We start from the raw sequence: 18600 nt of genomic DNA on the forward strand, positions 1-18600 counted from the left end.
GCTCGCTCGGGTAACCGCACCGATTTCCTTTAGCCTTGCGAGTTATCCCCATGTCCCATCGTATTGTCATTGTCGGCGGCGGCGCCGGCGGCCTGGAGTTGGCTACCCGTCTGGGTAAGACTCTGGGCAAGCGCGGCACCGCCAGCGTGATGCTGGTCGACGCCAACCTGACGCACATCTGGAAACCGCTGCTGCACGAAGTGGCCGCCGGATCGCTGAACTCCTCCGAAGACGAACTCAACTATGTCGCCCAGGCCAAATGGAACCATTTCGAGTTCCAGCTGGGGCGCATGAGCGGGCTCGATCGCGCGCAGAAGAAAATCCAGCTGGCCGCCACCTACGACGAAAACGGCGTCGAACTGGTGCCGGCGCGGGAAGTGCCGTACGACACCCTGGTGATTGCCGTCGGCAGCACCACCAACGATTTCGGCACCCAGGGCGCGGCGCAGCACTGCCTGTTCCTCGACACCCGCAAACAGGCCGAGCGTTTCCACCAGCAACTGCTCAACCACTACCTGCGCGCCCATGCCGGGCAGACCGATGCGGTCGAGCAGATCAGCGTGGCGATCGTCGGCGCCGGTGCCACCGGGGTCGAGCTGGCGGCGGAGCTGCACAACGCCGCCCATGAACTGGCGGCCTACGGCCTGGACCGGATCAAGCCGGAAAACATGCACATCACCCTGATCGAAGCCGGGCCACGGGTGTTGCCCGCCCTGCCGGAGCGAATCGGCGGACCGGTGCACAAGACCCTGGAGAAACTCGGGGTCAACGTGATGACCAACGCAGCGGTGAGTGAAGTCACCGCCGACAGCCTGATCACCGCCGATGGCAACGAAATCAAGGCCAGCCTGAAAGTCTGGGCCGCCGGGATTCGCGCACCGGGTTTCCTCAAGGACATCGATGGCCTGGAAACTAACCGCATCAATCAGCTGCAAGTGCTGCCGACCCTGCAGACCACCCGCGACGAAAACATCTTCGCCTTCGGTGACTGCGCGGCCTGCCCGCAACCGGACTCCGAGCGCAACGTGCCGCCGCGTGCGCAGGCGGCTCACCAGCAAGCGTCGTTGCTGACCAAATCGCTGAAACTGCGCATCGAAGGCAAAACCCTGCCGACGTACAAGTACACCGACTACGGTTCACTGATCTCGCTGTCGCGGTTCTCCGCTGTGGGTAACTTGATGGGCAACCTGACCGGCAGCGTGATGCTCGAGGGCTGGCTGGCGCGGATGTTCTACGTGTCGCTGTACCGCATGCACCAGATGGCGCTGTACGGGCCGTTCCGCACGGCGATGCTGATGCTCGGCAGCAAGATCGGCCGTGGCACCGAGCCGCGCCTGAAGCTGCACTGACAGGCCAGGCCGTGGCAGCGAGCAATTCGCTGCCTCGGCCTGATTGCTTTTCTGTTTCCTACTGTATCCCGCCCGCGCATTTCGCCTCTTCGCTTACAAACTCCCCCGCTCCACGACACAGACGCGATACACCGCCACCGCTTAATGGCCACACCCGAGCAAGGCACGGCCTGCTCCGGCAAATCGACCTTAACGTGTGGTTGCGCTGTGCAACCGTAGGAGAACGCGATGTCCCGTACTACCCCTCTCGGCAAGAAATCCATTGGCCTGCTCGGCGCGGCGCTGGCCGGCGGCCTGATGCTCTCCGGCTCGGTCTTTGCCGCACAACCCCTGGCCCAGGGCTACATGCTCGCCTCGGCGCAAACCGCGGTAAAAGCCCCGGAAGGCAAATGCGGTGAAGGCAAATGCGGCGATGCGTCGATGGCCAAGACCGACACCGATGGCGACGGCAAGGTGTCACGCGCCGAATTCCTCAAAGTCGCGCCGAAGTCCGATTTCGACAAGATCGACACCAACCATGACGGTTTCATCGACGAGCAGGAGGCGTACAACAACGTCAAAGCCAACTTCGAAGCCAACGGCAAGAAAATGCCCAAGGGTCTGTTCGAACACCTGAAGGACCAGGACGGCGCCTGATTCTTCCGCACGCAAGACAAAAAGCCGCGCCTTGCTCACGAAAGGCGCGGCTTTTTCATACCTGGCGAACTTACAACTGGAAGCGTCGCACCAGGCCCTGCAGGGCGTTGGCCAGTTTCGACAGTTCATGGCTGGAGGCGCTGGTCTGGTCGGCGCCCGCCGCAGAGCGCAGCGACAAGTCGCGGATGTTGAGCAGATTGCGATCCACCTCCCGTGCGACTTGCGCCTGTTCTTCGGCGGCGCTGGCGATCACCAGATTGCGCTCATGGATTTCGTGCACCGAAGCAGTGATGGTCTGCAACGCCGCGCCGGCGCGCTCGGCCAGTACCAGGGTGCTCGCAGCCCGCGAGGCGCTGGCCTGCATCGAATCCAGCGCCAGGCTCGAACCACTGCGCATGCCCTGCACCATTTGCTCGATTTCCTCGGTCGATTGCTGCGTGCGGTAGGCCAGCGCCCGCACTTCATCGGCAACCACCGCAAACCCGCGTCCGCTCTCCCCGGCCCGCGCCGCTTCAATGGCAGCGTTGAGCGCCAGCAGGTTGGTCTGCTCGGCAATGGCGCGGATCACGTCCAGCACTTTGCCGATGTCCTGCGACTGGTTGGCCAGCGCCTGCACCAGTTCACCGGTGTGCTCGACGTCGTTGGCCAGGGCGCCGATCGCACTGGCAGTCTCGCTGACCCGCGCCTGCCCCAGATGCGCCGACTCGCTGGACTGGCGGGTGGCATCCGACGTCGACACCGCGTTGCGTGCGACCTCTTCCACCGCGGTGGTCATCTCGTTGACGGCGGTGGCGGCCTGTTCGATTTCGTTGTTCTGCTGCTGCAGGCCCTGTGTGCTGTCGAGGGTGACCGCATTCAATTCATCTGCGGCGGTGGCCAGTTGCGTGGCCGAGCCGCTGATGCCCTGCAGGGTTTCCCGCAGATTCTGCTGCATGGTCGCCAGCGCCTTGAGCAGCCGGCTGACCTCGTCATTGCCATGGGTTTCGATCGGTCGGGTGAGATCGCCGCGAGCGACGCTCTCGGCCGCACTGACGGCGCTGCTCAGCGGGCGCACGATGCTGCGCGTGAGCAGCATGGCCAACGCCACGGTGGCCAGCGCCGCCAAGGCGATAAACAGGCTGACGATGGTCCGTGAGGTCTGGTAGTGCGCGGCGGAGTTCTGGCTTTCGGCAGCGACCTGTTTGGCGAACAGGTCCGCCAGGTCATTGAGCTGCTTTCCCGAGCCGTCGACCACGGTTTTCATGTCGACCAGCAGCAGCTTGGTCAGCTCGTCGCGCTTGCCCTGCTCGGCGAGTGCGAAGGATTGGGCGATGCCGGTCCGGTAAGCGGCGAAGGTTTGCTTGAACTGGTCGTACAGTTGCTGGCCTTGCGGGGTGGTCACCAGCCTGTCGTAGGCGGCGATCTTCTCGCTCAGTTCCTTGTCACGGGTGTCCATCTGGCTGCGGTAGGTGGCGATGTTGCGCGGATCCTGATCCAGCGCCATGCGCAGCGAGATGGTGCGGATACGCAGCATGATTTCGCGGATCTCGTCACCGCCGCGGATGCTCGGCAGCCACTGGGTTTCCACGGCAACTTCACTGTCGCGAATACTCGACATCTGCCCCAGCGAAAACACCCCAAGCAATGCCACCAACAGCGCAATCAGGGCGAAACCCAATGCGGCGCGAGGTGCAATATTCAACTGACGAAGCAACATGAAGAGCGCCCTTTTTCTTGTAATGGCCAGATTCAGGGGCGATGTATGTGGCTGGCAGGCCCCTTTCGTTAGCGGGCTATCGGCCAGTTGTACGATGACTTGAAGGGAAAGTGCTTTTTTCGCGGACAAAAAAAATCCCCGTATCTTTCGATACGAGGATTTTCAATATGGTCGGGGTAAGGGGATTCGAACTCCTGACATCCTGCTCCCAAAGCAGGCGCGCTACCGGACTGCGCTATACCCCGGTAAAAAAAAGGCGATCTTTCAAAGATCGCCTTCTTCGATCAGCGCTTTTGGCCTCTGATCTTAAGATTCGATCCCAGTGTTACCTGGTTTCAAAAATGGTGGGTCGTGTGGGATTCGAACCTACGACCAATTGGTTAAAAGCCAACTGCTCTACCAACTGAGCTAACGACCCAAAAATGGTCGGGGTAAGGGGATTCGAACTCCTGACATCCTGCTCCCAAAGCAGGCGCGCTACCGGACTGCGCTATACCCCGGTTTGAAATTGGCTCCGTGACCAGGACTCGAACCTGGGACCCAATGATTAACAGTCATTTGCTCTACCGACTGAGCTATCACGGAACTACATATTTCAATTTACAACAGTGAGGCTTGCCTCACCTCTTCGACCCGTTCGCATCGCTGCGTTCGTGTGTCTGAGGCGCGCTATTCTACAACCTAGAACACCTCTGTCAACCCCCTAAATTGCTTTCAAGTTAATGATTTGCAACTTATTTCAGATTTCAGCTCAGTGAGCTGAGATGCTGCCGGTGACTGACTGCGGGGCGCACTTTACAAGCCTTTTCCTTTGAGTTCAACAGCCTGGCGAAAAAAAGGCCTCGCAAAGCGAGGCCTTCCTTATTTCACTGGCTTTGCCGCTCAGTCGAAAACGATTTCGTCGTTCACAACCTTGCCGGTGGCCGTTTCGCCCGGCAGGAAATGCCCCGACAGGATCAACTGCGCCAACGGGTTTTCGATCCAGCGCTGGATCGCCCGCTTCAGCGGCCGCGCCCCGTAGACCGGGTCGTAACCAACGGCAATCAGCTTGTCCATCGCTTCCGGACTCAGCTCCAGCCTGAGCTCGCGCTCGGCCAGACGATTGCGCAGACGGCCCAACTGGATCTCGGTGATACCGGCGATCTGATCCCGCGCCAATGGCTCGAAAATCACCACTTCGTCGACCCGGTTGATGAACTCCGGACGGAAGTGCGACGTCAGCGCATCCATCACGGCCGCACGCTGCGCCTCACGATCACCCACCAGTTCCTGGATCTGCGACGAACCGAGGTTCGAGGTCATGACGATCACGGTATTGCGGAAATCCACAGTACGCCCGTGGCTGTCGGTCAGGCGCCCATCCTCGAGCACTTGCAGGAGGATGTTGAACACATCCGGATGCGCCTTCTCGACTTCGTCCAGCAGGATCACCGAGTAAGGCTTGCGCCGTACCGCTTCGGTCAGGTAGCCGCCCTCTTCATAGCCGACATAGCCTGGCGGTGCACCGATCAGGCGAGCCACGGAATGTTTCTCCATGAACTCGGACATGTCGATGCGCACCATGGCTTCTTCGGTGTCGAACAGGAATTCGGCCAGCGCCTTGCACAGCTCGGTTTTACCGACACCGGTCGGGCCGAGGAACATGAACGAACCGCTTGGCCGATTCGGATCCGCCAACCCGGCGCGGGAACGCCGCACTGCGTTGGCGACCGCCACGACCGCTTCGTCCTGACCGATCACACGCTGGTGCAACAGGCTTTCCATCTTCATCAACTTGTCGCGCTCGCCCTCGAGCATTTTCGACACCGGAATGCCGGTCCACTTCGACACGACTTCAGCGATTTCCTCTTCGGTGACCTTGCTGCGCAGCAACTGGTTCTCGCTCTTGCCGTGCTGGTCGACCATCTGCAGGCTGCGCTCCAGGTCCGGTATCACCCCGTACTGCAACTCGGCCATGCGGTTGAGATCGCCCTTGCGACGCGCAGCTTCCAGCTCCTGACGCGATTGCTCGATCTTCTGCTGGATCTGCGCCGAACCCTGCACCTCGGCTTTTTCCGAGTTCCAGATTTCTTCCAGATCCGAGTACTCACGCTCGAGGCGGACAATTTCTTCCTGAAGTTTTTCCAGGCGTTTCATCGCCGCTTCATCGCTTTCTTTCTTCAGCGCCTGGGATTCCACCTTCAGCTGAATCAGGCGCCGCTCCAGGCGATCGAGGACTTCCGGCTTCGAATCGATCTCCATGCGAATGCGGCTGGCCGCCTCGTCGATCAGGTCGATGGCCTTGTCCGGCAGCTGCCGGTCAGTGATGTAGCGATGGCTGAGCTTGGCGGCGGCAATGATCGCACCGTCGGTGATCGCCACCTTGTGGTGAACCTCGTAGCGCTCTTTCAGGCCACGCAGGATGGCGATGGTGTCCTCCTCGCTCGGCTCGTCCACCAACACTTTCTGGAAGCGTCGCTCGAGGGCCGCGTCCTTCTCGATGTATTGGCGGTACTCGTTGAGCGTGGTCGCGCCGACGCAATGCAGCTCACCGCGAGCCAGAGCCGGCTTGAGCATGTTGCCGGCGTCCATCGAGCCTTCGCCCTTGCCGGCGCCGACCATGGTGTGCAGCTCGTCGATGAACAGAATGATCTGCCCTTCCTGCTTCGACAGCTCATTGAGCAACGCTTTGAGGCGCTCCTCGAACTCGCCGCGGTACTTGGCACCGGCAATCAGCGCGCCCATGTCCAGCGACAGCAGGCGCTTGCCCTTGAGGCCGTCCGGCACTTCGCCGTTGATGATGCGCTGGGCGAGGCCCTCGGCGATCGCGGTCTTGCCGACGCCAGGCTCACCGATCAGTACCGGGTTGTTTTTGGTCCGGCGCTGGAGGACCTGAATGGTGCGACGAATTTCGTCATCACGGCCGATCACCGGATCGAGCTTGCCGTCTTCGGCACGCTTGGTCAGGTCGACCGTGTATTTGTCCAGCGCCTGGCGCGACTCTTCGTGGTTGGCGTCATTGACGGCTTCGCCACCGCGCAGGTTGTTGATCGCGTTTTCCAGGGCCTTCTTGCTCACGCCCTGGCCGAGCAACAGCTTGCCGAGCTTGCTGTTCTCGTCCATCGCGGCGAGCAGCACCAGTTCGCTGGAAATGAACTGGTCGCCTTTCTGCTGGGCCAGACGGTCGGCCTGGTTGAGCAGGCGCGCCAGGTCCTGCGACATGTTGACGTCGCCGGTCGGGTTCTGGATTTTCGGTAATTGATCGAGCTCTTTGGTCAGCTCTTTACGCAAGCTGTTGACGTCGAAGCCGACTTGCATCAACAGGGGTTTGATCGAACCACCCTGCTGTTCAAGCATGGCCTGCATCAAGTGCGCCGGCTCGATGGCCGGATGATCGTGGCCGACGGCCAGGGATTGGGCGTCGGATAGCGCCAACTGCAATTTGCTGGTTAAACGGTCTATACGCATGGGTCACCTTCCTTTTGAGCAGGCCGGACCTAAGAAACCATCCTGAATAAAGAAACCTGCCAGATACCGCTATAGATGAGGTCGATTCTGGAAGATTCAAGCGCGGGACAGTTGATGCAGATCAGACAAGCTTAGCGGCTGAGCCAGACCAGGGAGGCAAACCGACCGGTGCGCGACGCACGGCGGTAAGAGAAGAAGCGCGGATCGCTCACGGTGCAGAAACCGCCGCCATACACCGCGGTGACCCCGCGAGCCGCCAGACGCAGGCGCGCCAGTGCATAGATGTCGGCCAGGAACTTGCCGGCATTGGCGCTCGGGACGAAGGCTGTGGCTGCCTCGGGCAACTGCTGGATGAAGACTTCGCGCACTTCCGAGCCGACTTCGAAGGCTTGCGGACCGATGGCCGGGCCGAGCCACACCAGCACTTGCTGGGCAGGAACGTCGAGACTGTCGAGCGTGGCTTCCAGCACCCCGGCGGCGAGACCGCGCCAACCGGCATGGGCCGCGGCAACGCGGGTGCCGGCACGGTCGCAGAACAACGCCGGCAGACAGTCGGCCGTCATGGCGGCGCAGGCAATGCCGGGCGTCGCGGTCCAGCTGGCATCGGCAGTGGCGACCACGCCCGGATCGGCATGAACCACGTCGACGCCATGGACCTGTTGCAGCCACGCCGGCTGAATGGCGAAGTGTTCGGTCAGGCGGCGGCGGTTTTCGGCAACCGCCTGCGGACTGTCATCGACATGATCGCCCAGGTTGAGGCTGTCGAACGGCGCCACGCTGACGCCGCCCTCACGGGTGGTGACACAGGCCTTGACGCTGGCCGGCGCGGGCCAGTCCGGCGTCAGCCAGTTCATCCGACGAACGCCTCGCGATCCTGCTTGAGCAGGGTCAGCAGCCAGACCAGATCTTCCGGCAGGGGCGATTCCCAGCTCATGCGTTGACCGGTCGTCGGATGGTCCAGTTCAAGGAAGCGCGCATGCAGGGCCTGCCGCGGGAAATGCTTGAGGGACTCGACCATGGTCTGGCTCGCGGCCGGCGGAATGCGGAAACGCCCGCCGTACGCCGGATCGCCGACCAACGGGAAGTTGATGTGCGCCATGTGCACGCGAATCTGGTGGGTGCGTCCGGTTTCCAGCTTGACCCGCACGTGGGTGTGGGAACGGAAGCGCTCCAGCACGCGGTAGTGGCTGACGGCTGGCTTGCCCCCTTCCATCACCGCCATGCGCTGACGCTGCTGGCCGTGGCGACCGATCGGCGCGTTGATCTTGCCGCCGGCGGTCACGACCCCGATCACGATGCACTCATAGATGCGGCTGACGCTGCGGCTCTGCAACTGGGCGACAAGCCGGGTCTGCGCCTGGATGGTCTTGGCTACCACCATCAGACCGGTGGTGTCCTTGTCCAGGCGATGCACGATGCCGGCACGCGGGACATTGATGATGTCCGGCACGTGGTGCAGCAGGGCATTGAGCAGCGTGCCATCGGCGTGGCCGGCAGCCGGGTGCACCACCAGGCCCGCAGGCTTGTTGATCACCAGGATGTCGTCGTCTTCATAGACGATGTCGAGCTCGATGTCCTGGGCGATCCATTCGCCCTGGGCCTCCTGCTCGGCAGTCAGCTCAAGGATGGCACCGCCATGCACGATGTCGCGCGGGCGGATGACCGCCCCGTCCACAGTCAGGCGACCTTCTTTGATCCAGGCGGAAAGGCGCGAGCGCGAGTGCTCGGCGAAGAGTTGGGCGGCGACTTGATCGAGGCGTTGGCCGCCCAATTCGGACGGCACCTCTGCGCGAAGTTCAATTTTATCGGACATGCTCGGACTGGGCGTCGGCACAGCCTTTGGTTTCGGCTGCGCGCTTGTGGTTAAATACGGCGTCTTTTGCCCCGAGGCTTTTCAACGGGGCGCTCATCATAACAGGACGGCCCCGCCCAAGACAGCGGCCGTCATAGGGACGCAAGCCGCCATGCAAGTGAAACACCTGCTGCTGATCGCCATCCTCGCATTGACCGCTGCTTGCTCATCGAAGGAAGTCGTAGACGAAAACCTGAGCGAAGCCGAGCTGTACCAGCAGGCTCAGACTGACCTGGACAACAACAGCTATACCAGTGCCACCGCCAAGCTGAAGGCTCTGGAATCGCGTTATCCGTTCGGTCGCTACGCCGATCAGGCGCAACTGGAGCTCATCTACGCCAACTACAAGAACGCCGAGCCCGAGGCTGCAAAGTCCGCCGCCGAGCGTTTCATTCGTTTGCATCCGCAGCACCCGAACGTGGATTACGCCTACTACCTCAAGGGTCTGACCTCGTTCGACCAGGACGTCGGCCTGCTGGCGCGCTTCCTGCCGCTGGACATGACCAAGCGTGACCCGGGCGCGGCCCGCGACTCCTACAACGAGTTCGCCCAGCTCACCAGCCGCTATCCGAACAGCCGCTACGCGCCGGACGCCAAGCAGCGCATGATCTACCTGCGCAACCTGCTGGCCGCCTACGAAATCCACGTGGCCGACTACTACCTGACCCGTCAGGCCTACGTTGCCGCCGCCAACCGCGGCCGTTACGTGGTGGAAAACTTCCAGGAAACCCCTTCGGTCGGCGACGGCCTGGCGGTGATGACCGAGGCTTACCAGCGTCTGCACCTGGACGAACTGGCCGCCACCAGCCTGGAAACCCTGAAGCTCAACTACCCGAACCACCCGAGCCTGAAGGACGGTCAGTTCGTGCCGTCGGTCGCCGAAGCCGACAACCGCTCGTGGTTGAGCAAGGCCACCCTGGGCCTGATCGAATCGCGTCCACCGCTGCCGCCGGGAGAAACCCGCGCCAACCAGGACGTGCAGAAGCAGTTCCAGGACGCGAAAGACGCGATCCCGAACGAGCTCAAGCCGAAAGACGAAAACGGCGACGTGATCGAAGAAGAACATCACGAGGCCGAAGGCAACAACGAAGACCGTTCGTGGTTCAGCTACATGACTTTCGGTGTGTTCGACTGATCGCAGCGCCCGTCACGAAAAGGGAGATCCACGGATCTCCCTTTTTTATTGCCGCGAATTATTCGACTGTGCGCCCGCCGGGTCCTTGGCTAAACTGCCGGATCATCAGCCGAAAAGCCGCCCATCATGCTTCGTTTACTGTTCTGGATCGCCCTGATTGCCGCCGCCGTCTGGTTGTGGCGCAAATTCAAGGCGCCCGCCGCGTCCCACCGATCGCCCCGCGAGCAGGATGCCGCGCCCATGGTGCGCTGCGCCCATTGCGGCGTGCACCTGCCCCGCGACCGCGCGCTGAACCTCCAGCAACAGTGGTATTGCAGCCAGGCTCACCTCGAGCAAGGCCCCGGTCCCAGTGAGCGCTGAGGCCACCGACGCCGACAGCAAACAGGCGCAGCGACTGCTGCGCCTTTATCATCTCTACCGCCTGAGCGTCGGCATCACCCTGGTGCTGCTGATCTCCAGCAACATGGACAACCGCCTGCTGACGTCGGCAGACGACGACTTGCTGCGCAATGGCAGTTGGCTGTACCTGGTGCTGAATATCCTGCTGGTGGTGTTCCTCGAGAACATCCGCCGCCCCGCGCAGCTGTTCGCGCTGGCCCTGGTCGACATTCTGCTGCTGTGCGTCCTGTTCTACGCGGCCGGTGGCGTGGCCAGTGCCGTTGGCAATCTGCTGATTGTCTCGGTGGCCATCAGCAACACCTTGCTGCGTCGGCGCATCGGCCTGCTGATCGCCGCAATCGGGGCGCTCGGCATTGTCGCCCTGAGTTTCCTGCTGAGCTTCAGCCATGCGCTGAGCGCCAACGATTACCTGCAAGCGGGCACGCTCGGTGCCTTGTGCTTCGCCGCGTCGCTGCTGGTACAGGGCCTGATCCGCCGCCTCGAAGTCAGTGAAACCCTCGCCGAGCAGCGCGCCAGCGAAGTCGTCAGCCTCGAGGCGCTCAACGCGCTGATCCTGCAACGCATGCGCACCGGCATCCTGGTGCTCGATGAACAGCGCCGGGTGCAACTGGCCAACCACAGCGCCACCGCCCTGCTCGGCCACTCGCCACTTGAAGGGCAACTGATCGACGCCTACTCGAGCGAGCTGGTCGAGCGCCTGCAACTGTGGCTGAACAACCCCAGCCTGCGCCCGCAAAGCCTGAAAATCAGCGCCACCGGCCTTGAGCTGCAACCCAGCTTCATCGCTCTGGAGCAGAGCCCGAACCGCCAGACCCTGGTGTTTCTCGAAGATCTCGCGCAGATCGCCCAACAGGCCCAGCAACTGAAACTGGCCGCGCTCGGGCGCCTGACCGCCGGCATCGCCCACGAGATCCGCAACCCGCTCGGCGCCATCAGTCACGCCGCGCAGCTGTTGCAGGAGTCCGAGGAACTCGATGGCGCGGATCGACGTCTGACGCAGATCATTCAAGACCACTCCCAACGCATGAACCGAGTCATCGAAAACGTCCTGCAACTGTCCCGCCGCCAGCAGAGCACCCCGCAGCGGCTGGATCTCAAACCTTGGCTGGAGGCGTTCGTCGCCGACAGCCGCGAGCAGGCCGGCGAGCGTCAGCAGATCCACCTGCGCATCGAGCCCGGTGACCTGCGCACCCTGATGGACCCCAACCAGCTGACGCAGATTCTCGACAATCTGTTGCGCAACGGCTGGCGCCACAGCGCGCTGCTGCACGAACGCGCCGAAGTCTGGCTGACCCTGTTCATCGACATGCAAAGCCAGCAGGCGGTGCTCGAAGTGCAGGACAACGGCCCCGGCGTGCCGCCGGACCAGCAGGCGCATCTGTTCGAACCGTTCTTCACCACCAGCAGCCAGGGCACCGGCCTTGGGCTTTATCTGTCCCGTGAGCTGTGCGAAAGCAACCAAGCGCGCCTAGACTTCAAACCACGCCAAGGCGGCGGCTGCTTTCGCATCACCTTTGCTCACGGACGGAAACAAAGTTGAACACGAGCCCACGGCAAAAAATCCTCATCGTCGACGACGAGCCGGATATCCGCGAACTCCTGGAAATCACCCTGGGACGGATGAAACTCGACACCTTCAGCGCGCGCAATCTCGGCGAAGCCCGGGCCTTGCTGCAGCGCGAACGCTTCGACCTGTGCCTGACCGACATGCGTCTGCCCGACGGCACCGGGCTGGAATTGGTGCAGCACATCCAGCAACGCCACCCGCAGCTGCCGGTGGCAATGATCACGGCCTACGGCAGCCTGGAAACGGCAATCAACGCCCTCAAGGCCGGCGCTTTCGACTTTCTCACCAAACCGGTGGACCTGAACCGGCTGCGCGAGCTGGTCGGCAGCGCGTTGCGCATGCCGGCGGCAGGCGCTACGTGTACGTCGATCGACCGCCGGCTGCTCGGCAATTCGGCGCCGATGCATCACTTGCGCAAACAGATCGACAAACTCGCGCGCAGCCAGGCTCCGGTGTACATCAGCGGCGAGTCCGGCAGCGGCAAGGAGCTTGTCGCCCGCCTCATCCATGAGCAAGGCCCGCGCGCCGCTCAGCCATTTGTGCCGGTCAACTGCGGGGCCATTCCTTCGGAGCTGATGGAAAGCGAATTCTTCGGCCATCGCAAAGGCAGCTTTACCGGCGCGGTGGAGGACAAGCCCGGTCTGTTCCAGGCTGCCCACGGCGGCACATTGTTCCTCGATGAAGTGGCGGACCTGCCGCTGGCGATGCAGGTCAAGCTGCTGCGGGCGATTCAGGAGAAAGCCGTGCGCAGCGTCGGCGGCCAGCAGGAAAGTGTGGTCGACGTGCGTGTCCTGTGCGCCACGCACAAGGACCTCGAAACGGAAGTCGCCGCCGAACGTTTTCGCCAGGACCTGTATTACCGGCTGAATGTCATCGAACTGCGCGTACCGTCGCTGCGCGAGCGCCGTGACGACATCGAGACGCTCGCCAGCCACATGCTCAAACGCCTGGCCAACGGAACCGGGCAACCGGCGGCACGCCTGCATCCGCAAGCACTCGAAGCGTTGAAGAACTACCGTTTCCCGGGCAACGTGCGCGAACTGGAGAACGTTCTCGAACGCGCGCACACCCTGTGCGAAAACCGCATGATCGAAGCCGAGGACCTGCGTCTGAGCGAGGGCAATTGCGCAGCCGAGGGAGGGATTGCCGACCTGACCCAGATCGACAATCTGGAAGACTACCTGGAGAACATCGAACGCAAACTGATACTCCAGGCCTTGGAAGAAACCCGCTGGAATCGCACGGCGGCGGCCCAGCGCTTGAGCCTGTCGTTCCGCTCGATGCGCTATCGGCTGAAGAAACTGGGGCTGGATTGAGCCTATGAAAGCTCGCCGCCAGCGCCTGCATGGGAACGCGTGTTCCGCAGGCGTTGGCGGCGCCCTTTGACTTGTGCCTTAAATGCGACCTTCGGGTGCATAGGGCGTCGGGTCAATGATCGGTGCCCGTCCCAGCATCACATCGGCAAACAGCTGGCACGACGCCGGTGCCAGCACCAGACCATTGCGATAATGCCCGCAGTTCAACCACAAGCCAGCGAACCCCGGCACCTGGCCGATGTAGGGAATCCCTTCGGGTGAGCCCGGACGCAGGCCGGCCCAGTGCCCGACCACTTCGGCATCCGCCAGCGCCGGCAGCAGTTCCACGGCCGACGCCTTGAGGCTTTCCAGGGCCGTGTCGGTCGGCGTCTTGTCGAACCCCGCGTGCTCCAGCGTGCTGCCGATCAGAATGTGCCCGTCGCGACGCGGAATCGCATACCGCCCTTTTGCCAGCACCATGCTCGGCAGGAAATCCGCCGCGCACTTGTAGAGGATCATCTGGCCCTTGACCGGTTCGACCGGCAGCGTCAGGTCGAGGGTCTTGAGCAATTCGCCGCTCCAGGCGCCCGCGGTCAGCACGACCTGATCGCCGCGAATCACGCCATTGGCCGTCGCCACGCCAACCACCTGATGGCCTTCGCGGACAAACCCGCTGACGGCGCACTGCTCGTGAATCGTCACGTTCGGCAGCGCCAGCAATGCCGCTTTCAGCGATTTCACCAGGCGCGGATTGCGCACGTTGGCCACGTCGGCCATGTAGATCGCCCGGGAGAACCCGCCGCCGAGCACCGGTACGGCATCGTGGGCCGCCGAGATATCCACAGCCCGCAGCGGCCGGTTTTCCCGTGCCGCCCAGGCCAGCGCCTCGGCTTCGTCATCGAGGTCCAGCCAGTACAGACCGGTGGTATGCACTTGCGGATCGACCCCGGTCGCGGCAAACAGGTGCGCGCCGAGCTGTGGATAAAAATCCTGCGACCAGTGCGCCAGTGCCGTGACCGCCGGGCTGTAGCGCCACGGATACAGCGGCGAAACGATCCCGCCTCCGGCCCAGGAGGATTCCTGGCCGACGTTCGAACGATCGAGCAGCACCACGCTGCCGACTTCGGAGGCGAGGTTGTACGCGGTGAGCAGGCCTATTACCCCGCCCCCGACGATCACCACTTGCTGTTGCCTGGTCATGTTTGTTCCAACCGTAAAAAAGACAGGTGGGTGCAAAAGGCACCCGAATGAATGCGGCTCAGCGGCCCCAGCAATCCTTGGTGGTCAGCCCGGTTGTCGCGTTGTTCATGCTTCTGACCCCGGTGTTGGTCAGGGTGAAATCGCCGCACTTGTCGGTGGCCATTGCGCCGGCCTTGCGGGTCGCGGTCAGCAGGTAGGTCTGGTCAGTGATCGTCGGCGTGATGGTGTAGAAATCAGTCCCGGCACTCAGGCCGGTGGCGTTGGTGTAGGTATTGTTCCTGGTGTAGTAGCGCTCGAGGAGCTGCGCCTGCTCCGACAGAAGCGACACCACTTCGGCGCGACGACCCTTTTTCACGTATTCGGTGTAGCTCGGTGCGGCGATGGTGATGACGATACCGATGATCGCAATCACGATCATGATTTCGATCAGGGTAAATCCTCGGTTGGCTCTGCGCATGCCTCAACTCTCGCTTACTGTATTTGTCGCCACATGATACGGCGACTGCCGCCGCCGGATTTTTCCACCAGGGTGGTGATGCCGCCACTGGAATCGTTCACGATCTTGCGGGTCGCACCGTTGACGATGGCGTTCAGGGTCGGGATACCGCCGGTGAACACCACGCCACTGGAAATCGTGTCGTTGCTGTCGACCACGCCATCGGCGTTGGTGTCGAGCACCGCGTAGTTGAGCATCTTACCGCTGAACGCATCGAGTTCGACCAGTTTGCCGGTACCGAAGCTGGAACAGGGGTCGGTGGTGTCGACGCTGGCCGTGGTGAACACGATGCGTCCGAGCACCAGGCTGGCCTGATTGATCACGCGCTCGCCGGTCAACGCGTTGTTGTACACCAGCGGCAGGTACCAGCCCTTCTCGCCCGGATACGTCGTGTCGTTCTGACTGGTGGTGATGAATTGCCCCGAGCTGCCGGAGAACACCCCGGTGACCGCTTGCGCCTGCAAGCTGCTGACGGTCAGCTGTCCCGAACCGCCGTCGGCATCCCACACCGAATAGAACGCCTGCAGATCCTTGTTGGTCTTGTCGGCGGTTTCGTTGAACTTGCCGGTGCCGACAAAGATCTGTTTGCCGCCCAGCGCGTTGTCCGCCAGCAGCGGCTGCGCGGTGATCGGCTGGGTCGCCCCGCCCGCCGTGGTGAACAGCGGCTTGCCGGAAAACGCCACGCCCCAGCTGTCGGTTGAAGTGGCACTGAGGTCGAATTTCCACAGTCGCCCCTTCAAGTCGCCGCCATACGCCGCCTGCACCACGTTCGAAGAGTTGACCCTGAGTTTCACCGAGGACAGGCCGTTGGTGGTCTCCGTGCTGTCGATGACGATTTTCCTGATCAGCGAACCGTCGCGCACATCCAGCACATACAACGCCGCGACGCCCGAGTTGCTGCCGTAACCGTTGGCAATGAACGCCGCCCAGCGGCCGTCGGCCAGACGTGCCACTTCCGGCCGCGCGTAGGCATAACCCAGATCATTGAACGCGTTGGCGGTACTGGCAGTGGCCGGCGCGCTGACCTCCCACAGGGCACGCAGGGCATTGCCGGCCGAAGCGTCGAACAGTTGCAACGCGTAGAAGGTCTTGCCACCGGCGCCCGTGCCACCGATGGCCAGGGTTTTCCAGGCATTGTTGAGTTGCGCGTCGTAGACCCCGACCTGGCCATCCACCAGAAATTTGTGGCTGACGCCGTTGATGTAGTTCGGATCGGCAATCAGCCGCAGCGACGGTAGTACGCTGGACGGCATGTAGGCATAGCGCCGGGTGCCGTTGCTCGAGTTGATCACGCTGACGAAGCCATCGTTGCCGTTCACCACCAGGTTGGCGTTCATGTTCGCTGCCTTGGTGGTCAGGTAGGCGCTGTAGGTGGTGTCGCCCGACAGGTCGGAGGCGGTCTTCTCCGTGGGCGAGGCCAGCACCAGCGGCGAGTTGATGATGTCGCCGAGCAGCACGCTGCGTACCTTCAGCCCGGCCTTGTTGGTGTCCTTGCTCCACTCCACCAGATCGCTGCCGCTGATGCCGGTGGGCAGACTCTGGCTGAGGCTGGTCTGCTGCGTCGCGGAAAAGTTGCCATAGGCCAGCGTCACCGCGGCGTTGCTCGTGGTGTTCCACGATTGGTAGGTCGGTGCCGTGGCGCCAGGGACGATTGCCGTATCGGTGGTCCACAGCACCGTCGAGGTGTTCACCGCTCCGGCAGAGGTGAACCCGAAGGCCTTGATGGTGCCGCGCCAGTCCTTGGGGTCGTAACTGGTCTGGAAGTAACTGGTGCCACTGGCCAGCGTCGTGCCGCTGGTCACGCCGCTGCCGCCGGAGCCGGCCTTGGAGGTGATATCGCTCAATGCCGCCGACAGCGCGCTGTTGAGCCCGGCGCTGTCGGTCGCCTGGTAATACTTGCCCTGGCCGTACGCGGCGGCGTCCGACAGCATGTCGTTGTCGGCGGTGAAGCCGACGGTGTAGGTGTTCATGTTCTGCTTGGGAAAATCCACCGCGTTCCAGCTCTTGCCAGCGGCATCGGTGCCGGTCGAGCGCATGTCGATGTCGAAGGCGAACTTGGCGATGTCGTCGAGGTACAGCGTGTCGCCCTCGTTATCGCCGTTGAGGTTGTTGCCGTCGTTGTTGACGCCGTCCCAGTTGGGCAGACGACTGCCACCGAGCGGGTCATTGCTGGGGAAGGTGCGGTCGTAGGTCGGCAGGCCATCGGTGATGACCACGCCGTAGTTTTTCTGGCAACGGTACTGGATCGGGCTGGTGTAGGTGCTCGGCGTGCTGTTGTAGTACGGCGCCATGCCGCGCATGTAACGGCTGATCTCGTAATAGGTTTCCGCCAGCGGCGTGTTGGCCACCGCGCTCAAGCCGTTGATCGCGGCAATCAGTGCGTTGTAGTTACTGTCGGCCTGGGCCTGGGTCACGCTGCCGCTGACCGGGGCCAGGTCGGCGATGGTGCGGGCGATGTAGCCGCCATTCCCGGCGTTGTTGCTGGTGGCCGGGTTGAACGTCGACAGGCCGATGCGCAGGGTGCGGTTACTGCTGACCAGCGCCGTAGACACGTTGCGCGCGACATTGATCCGGTAGTCGTTGGGAATCGCACCGCTGGTGAAGTCGCGGGTGCCGTTGCTGATCGCCAGCCCGACCACGTAGGCAATATAGTCGCCGGTATAGCGGGTGTTGCCGCTGCCCACCGGGTCCGGCAGTTTCAGGCACAGCGGCGTCAGCGAGTTGTTGTAGAACGCATAGGCGCCGCCGGAACAGCCGGTGGTCGGCAGGCTCGAGAGAAAGATCGTGTCACCGGTGATCGCGGTGGAGCTCAGGCACAGACCGATCAGAGCGTTGCATTGCCGCGCCGGGGTGCGGTCGACCGTCGGGTCGAATCCGGCCGCGTAAATGATGCTGTTCATGCTCCCCGAATCATCGATCAGCAGCATGACGTTCGGCGCCACTGCCGCCGCGCTGAGCAACGGCGAGTCGGACGGGGTGAAGGCATACGCCGGGGCTGCCAGGTAGAGCCCCAGCAACAGGCCGATCAGCAGCGCAACCCGCCGCTCAATACTTCGCATAAACACTCTCCACCACACTGCGCGAACTGCCGGCGATGCCGACAGCCGTCACCCGGTACAGCGTCGCCGAGGTATTGCTCGGCACGTTGACCGCCGTCAGGGTGGTGCCGATGTTCTGCACCCCGTAGAAGCCGTTGCCGGCGGCGATCCAGGTTACCCCCGACGTCGAGTTGAGCCCTGCCGCACTGACCACCGAGGATTCCGCCGGCGGCGCGCACTGGGTGGTACTGGCACACACGGCCAGCGCATAACTGTCCAGTTGCACCGCACTTTCGCCGACCCGCAGCGCCGCTTCAGCGGCCTGGAACGATTGGTTGCGCAGGCTGACACTGCCGGCCATTTTTTCCTGCAGGTTGGCGCTCTGCATCGATGACAGGCCGATCAACGACAGCAGCAACAGAAACACCAGGCTGATCAGCAGCACCATGCCGCGCTGCGCCTGGCGCCGGTGAAGGGAAATCCTCATTGT

Annotated in this window: 14 protein-coding genes and 4 tRNA genes; 6 read left to right on the top strand and 12 right to left on the bottom strand. The window is 62.6% G+C overall.

All coding sequences use genetic code 11. The annotated features are described in order from the left end of the window. Nucleotides 1–50: 50 nt before the first annotated feature. Together QRN70_RS12435 and QRN70_RS12440 are read left to right on the top strand one after the other, a co-directional pair. Complete coding sequence (locus tag QRN70_RS12435; RefSeq protein WP_285418193.1) at nt 51–1349, top strand: NAD(P)/FAD-dependent oxidoreductase; 1299 nt, start codon at nt 51–53, stop codon at nt 1347–1349. Between the two features lie 228 nt (nt 1350–1577). Continuing rightward, on the top strand, nt 1578–1985 hold the full coding sequence (locus QRN70_RS12440; protein ID WP_285418195.1) for an HvfA family oxazolone/thioamide-modified RiPP metallophore: 408 nt from the start codon (nt 1578–1580) through the stop codon (nt 1983–1985). 70 nt (nt 1986–2055) lie between these two features. Here the strand turns inward: QRN70_RS12440 and QRN70_RS12445 are convergent, their stop codons facing one another. The 8 genes from QRN70_RS12445 to rluD all read right to left on the bottom strand — a co-directional run bounded on the left by QRN70_RS12445 (nt 2056) and on the right by rluD (nt 8941). Then, on the bottom strand, nt 2056–3681 hold the full coding sequence (locus QRN70_RS12445) for a methyl-accepting chemotaxis protein (RefSeq protein WP_285418196.1): 1626 nt from the start codon (nt 3679–3681) through the stop codon (nt 2056–2058). A gap of 168 nt (nt 3682–3849) precedes the next feature. After that, nucleotides 3850–3926 (bottom strand) — tRNA-Pro (locus QRN70_RS12450). 97 nt (nt 3927–4023) lie between these two features. Then, nucleotides 4024–4099: transfer RNA gene (locus QRN70_RS12455), tRNA-Lys, on the bottom strand. A 5-nt stretch (nt 4100–4104) separates the two neighbouring features. Continuing rightward, nucleotides 4105–4181, bottom strand: a tRNA-Pro gene (locus QRN70_RS12460). A 9-nt stretch (nt 4182–4190) separates the two neighbouring features. Further along, nucleotides 4191–4266, bottom strand: a tRNA-Asn gene (locus tag QRN70_RS12465). Between the two features lie 297 nt (nt 4267–4563). Further along, a complete protein-coding gene (clpB, locus tag QRN70_RS12470; protein ID WP_285418198.1) occupies nt 4564–7128 on the bottom strand; it encodes an ATP-dependent chaperone ClpB in 2565 nt (854 codons plus the stop codon). 131 nt (nt 7129–7259) lie between these two features. After that, on the bottom strand, nt 7260–7982 hold the full coding sequence (gene pgeF / locus QRN70_RS12475) for a peptidoglycan editing factor PgeF (protein ID WP_285418201.1): 723 nt from the start codon (nt 7980–7982) through the stop codon (nt 7260–7262). Then, on the bottom strand, nt 7979–8941 hold the full coding sequence (gene rluD, locus QRN70_RS12480; RefSeq protein WP_285418203.1) for a 23S rRNA pseudouridine(1911/1915/1917) synthase RluD: 963 nt from the start codon (nt 8939–8941) through the stop codon (nt 7979–7981). Before rluD ends, pgeF begins: the two co-directional genes overlap by 4 nt. A 151-nt stretch (nt 8942–9092) precedes the next feature. On the opposite strand from rluD, the gene QRN70_RS12485 reads away from it, so the two are divergent. From QRN70_RS12485 to QRN70_RS12500, 4 genes are all read left to right on the top strand, one after another. Continuing rightward, entirely contained in the window at nt 9093–10115 is a 1023-nt protein-coding gene (locus tag QRN70_RS12485) for an outer membrane protein assembly factor BamD (protein WP_285418204.1), read from the top strand. A 126-nt stretch (nt 10116–10241) separates the two neighbouring features. Beyond that, nucleotides 10242–10475, top strand: coding sequence for a PP0621 family protein (locus QRN70_RS12490; RefSeq protein WP_285418207.1), 234 nt, complete (start codon nt 10242–10244; stop codon nt 10473–10475). Continuing rightward, nucleotides 10465–12054 (top strand): sensor histidine kinase, encoded by a 1590-nt coding sequence (locus QRN70_RS12495; protein WP_285418208.1) that lies wholly within the window; start codon nt 10465–10467, stop codon nt 12052–12054. Before QRN70_RS12490 ends, QRN70_RS12495 begins: the two co-directional genes overlap by 11 nt. Then, nucleotides 12051–13397: a sigma-54-dependent transcriptional regulator gene (locus QRN70_RS12500; RefSeq protein ID WP_285418209.1), complete on the top strand. Its 1347-nt coding sequence runs from the start codon at nt 12051–12053 to the stop codon at nt 13395–13397. The genes QRN70_RS12495 and QRN70_RS12500 overlap by 4 nt, the downstream gene beginning before the upstream one ends. Nucleotides 13398–13475: 78 nt before the next feature. Here QRN70_RS12500 and thiO read toward each other — a convergent pair whose 3' ends face one another. Genes thiO through QRN70_RS12520 form a run of 4 tightly spaced genes read right to left on the bottom strand, consistent with a single transcriptional unit; the run spans nt 13476 to nt 18597 of the window. Beyond that, nucleotides 13476–14576, bottom strand: a complete 1101-nt coding sequence (gene thiO, locus QRN70_RS12505; RefSeq protein ID WP_285418210.1) for a glycine oxidase ThiO — start codon at nt 14574–14576, stop codon at nt 13476–13478. Between the two features lie 58 nt (nt 14577–14634). Continuing rightward, nucleotides 14635–15033 (bottom strand): type IV pilin protein, encoded by a 399-nt coding sequence (locus QRN70_RS12510; RefSeq protein ID WP_285418211.1) that lies wholly within the window; start codon nt 15031–15033, stop codon nt 14635–14637. Nucleotides 15034–15047: 14 nt separating this feature from the next. Next, entirely contained in the window at nt 15048–18131 is a 3084-nt protein-coding gene (locus QRN70_RS12515) for a pilus assembly protein (protein ID WP_285418213.1), read from the bottom strand. Further along, entirely contained in the window at nt 18118–18597 is a 480-nt protein-coding gene (locus tag QRN70_RS12520; protein WP_285418215.1) for a pilus assembly PilX family protein, read from the bottom strand. The genes QRN70_RS12515 and QRN70_RS12520 overlap by 14 nt, the downstream gene beginning before the upstream one ends. Nucleotides 18598–18600: the final 3 nt, after the last annotated feature.

This window comes from Pseudomonas sp. efr-133-TYG-5 (assembly GCF_030209175.1).
Classification (GTDB): Bacteria; Pseudomonadota; Gammaproteobacteria; order Pseudomonadales; family Pseudomonadaceae; genus Aquipseudomonas.

What these genes read in the sequence shown, in the direction of transcription:
- QRN70_RS12510 (WP_285418211.1), bottom strand. Translation starts at nt 15,033, where the DNA reads ATGCGCAGAGCCAACCGAGGATTTACCCTGATCGAAATCATGATCGTG.
- QRN70_RS12485 (WP_285418204.1), top strand. Translation starts at nt 9,093, where the DNA reads ATGCAAGTGAAACACCTGCTGCTGATCGCCATCCTCGCATTGACCGCT.
- thiO (WP_285418210.1), bottom strand. Translation starts at nt 14,576, where the DNA reads ATGACCAGGCAACAGCAAGTGGTGATCGTCGGGGGCGGGGTAATAGGC.
- clpB (WP_285418198.1), bottom strand. Translation starts at nt 7,128, where the DNA reads ATGCGTATAGACCGTTTAACCAGCAAATTGCAGTTGGCGCTATCCGAC.
- QRN70_RS12435 (WP_285418193.1), top strand. Translation starts at nt 51, where the DNA reads ATGTCCCATCGTATTGTCATTGTCGGCGGCGGCGCCGGCGGCCTGGAG.
- QRN70_RS12490 (WP_285418207.1), top strand. Translation starts at nt 10,242, where the DNA reads ATGCTTCGTTTACTGTTCTGGATCGCCCTGATTGCCGCCGCCGTCTGG.
- QRN70_RS12515 (WP_285418213.1), bottom strand. Translation starts at nt 18,131, where the DNA reads ATGCGAAGTATTGAGCGGCGGGTTGCGCTGCTGATCGGCCTGTTGCTG.
- QRN70_RS12520 (WP_285418215.1), bottom strand. Translation starts at nt 18,597, where the DNA reads ATGAGGATTTCCCTTCACCGGCGCCAGGCGCAGCGCGGCATGGTGCTG.
- QRN70_RS12440 (WP_285418195.1), top strand. Translation starts at nt 1,578, where the DNA reads ATGTCCCGTACTACCCCTCTCGGCAAGAAATCCATTGGCCTGCTCGGC.
- QRN70_RS12445 (WP_285418196.1), bottom strand. Translation starts at nt 3,681, where the DNA reads ATGTTGCTTCGTCAGTTGAATATTGCACCTCGCGCCGCATTGGGTTTC.
- rluD (WP_285418203.1), bottom strand. Translation starts at nt 8,941, where the DNA reads ATGTCCGATAAAATTGAACTTCGCGCAGAGGTGCCGTCCGAATTGGGC.
- pgeF (WP_285418201.1), bottom strand. Translation starts at nt 7,982, where the DNA reads ATGAACTGGCTGACGCCGGACTGGCCCGCGCCGGCCAGCGTCAAGGCC.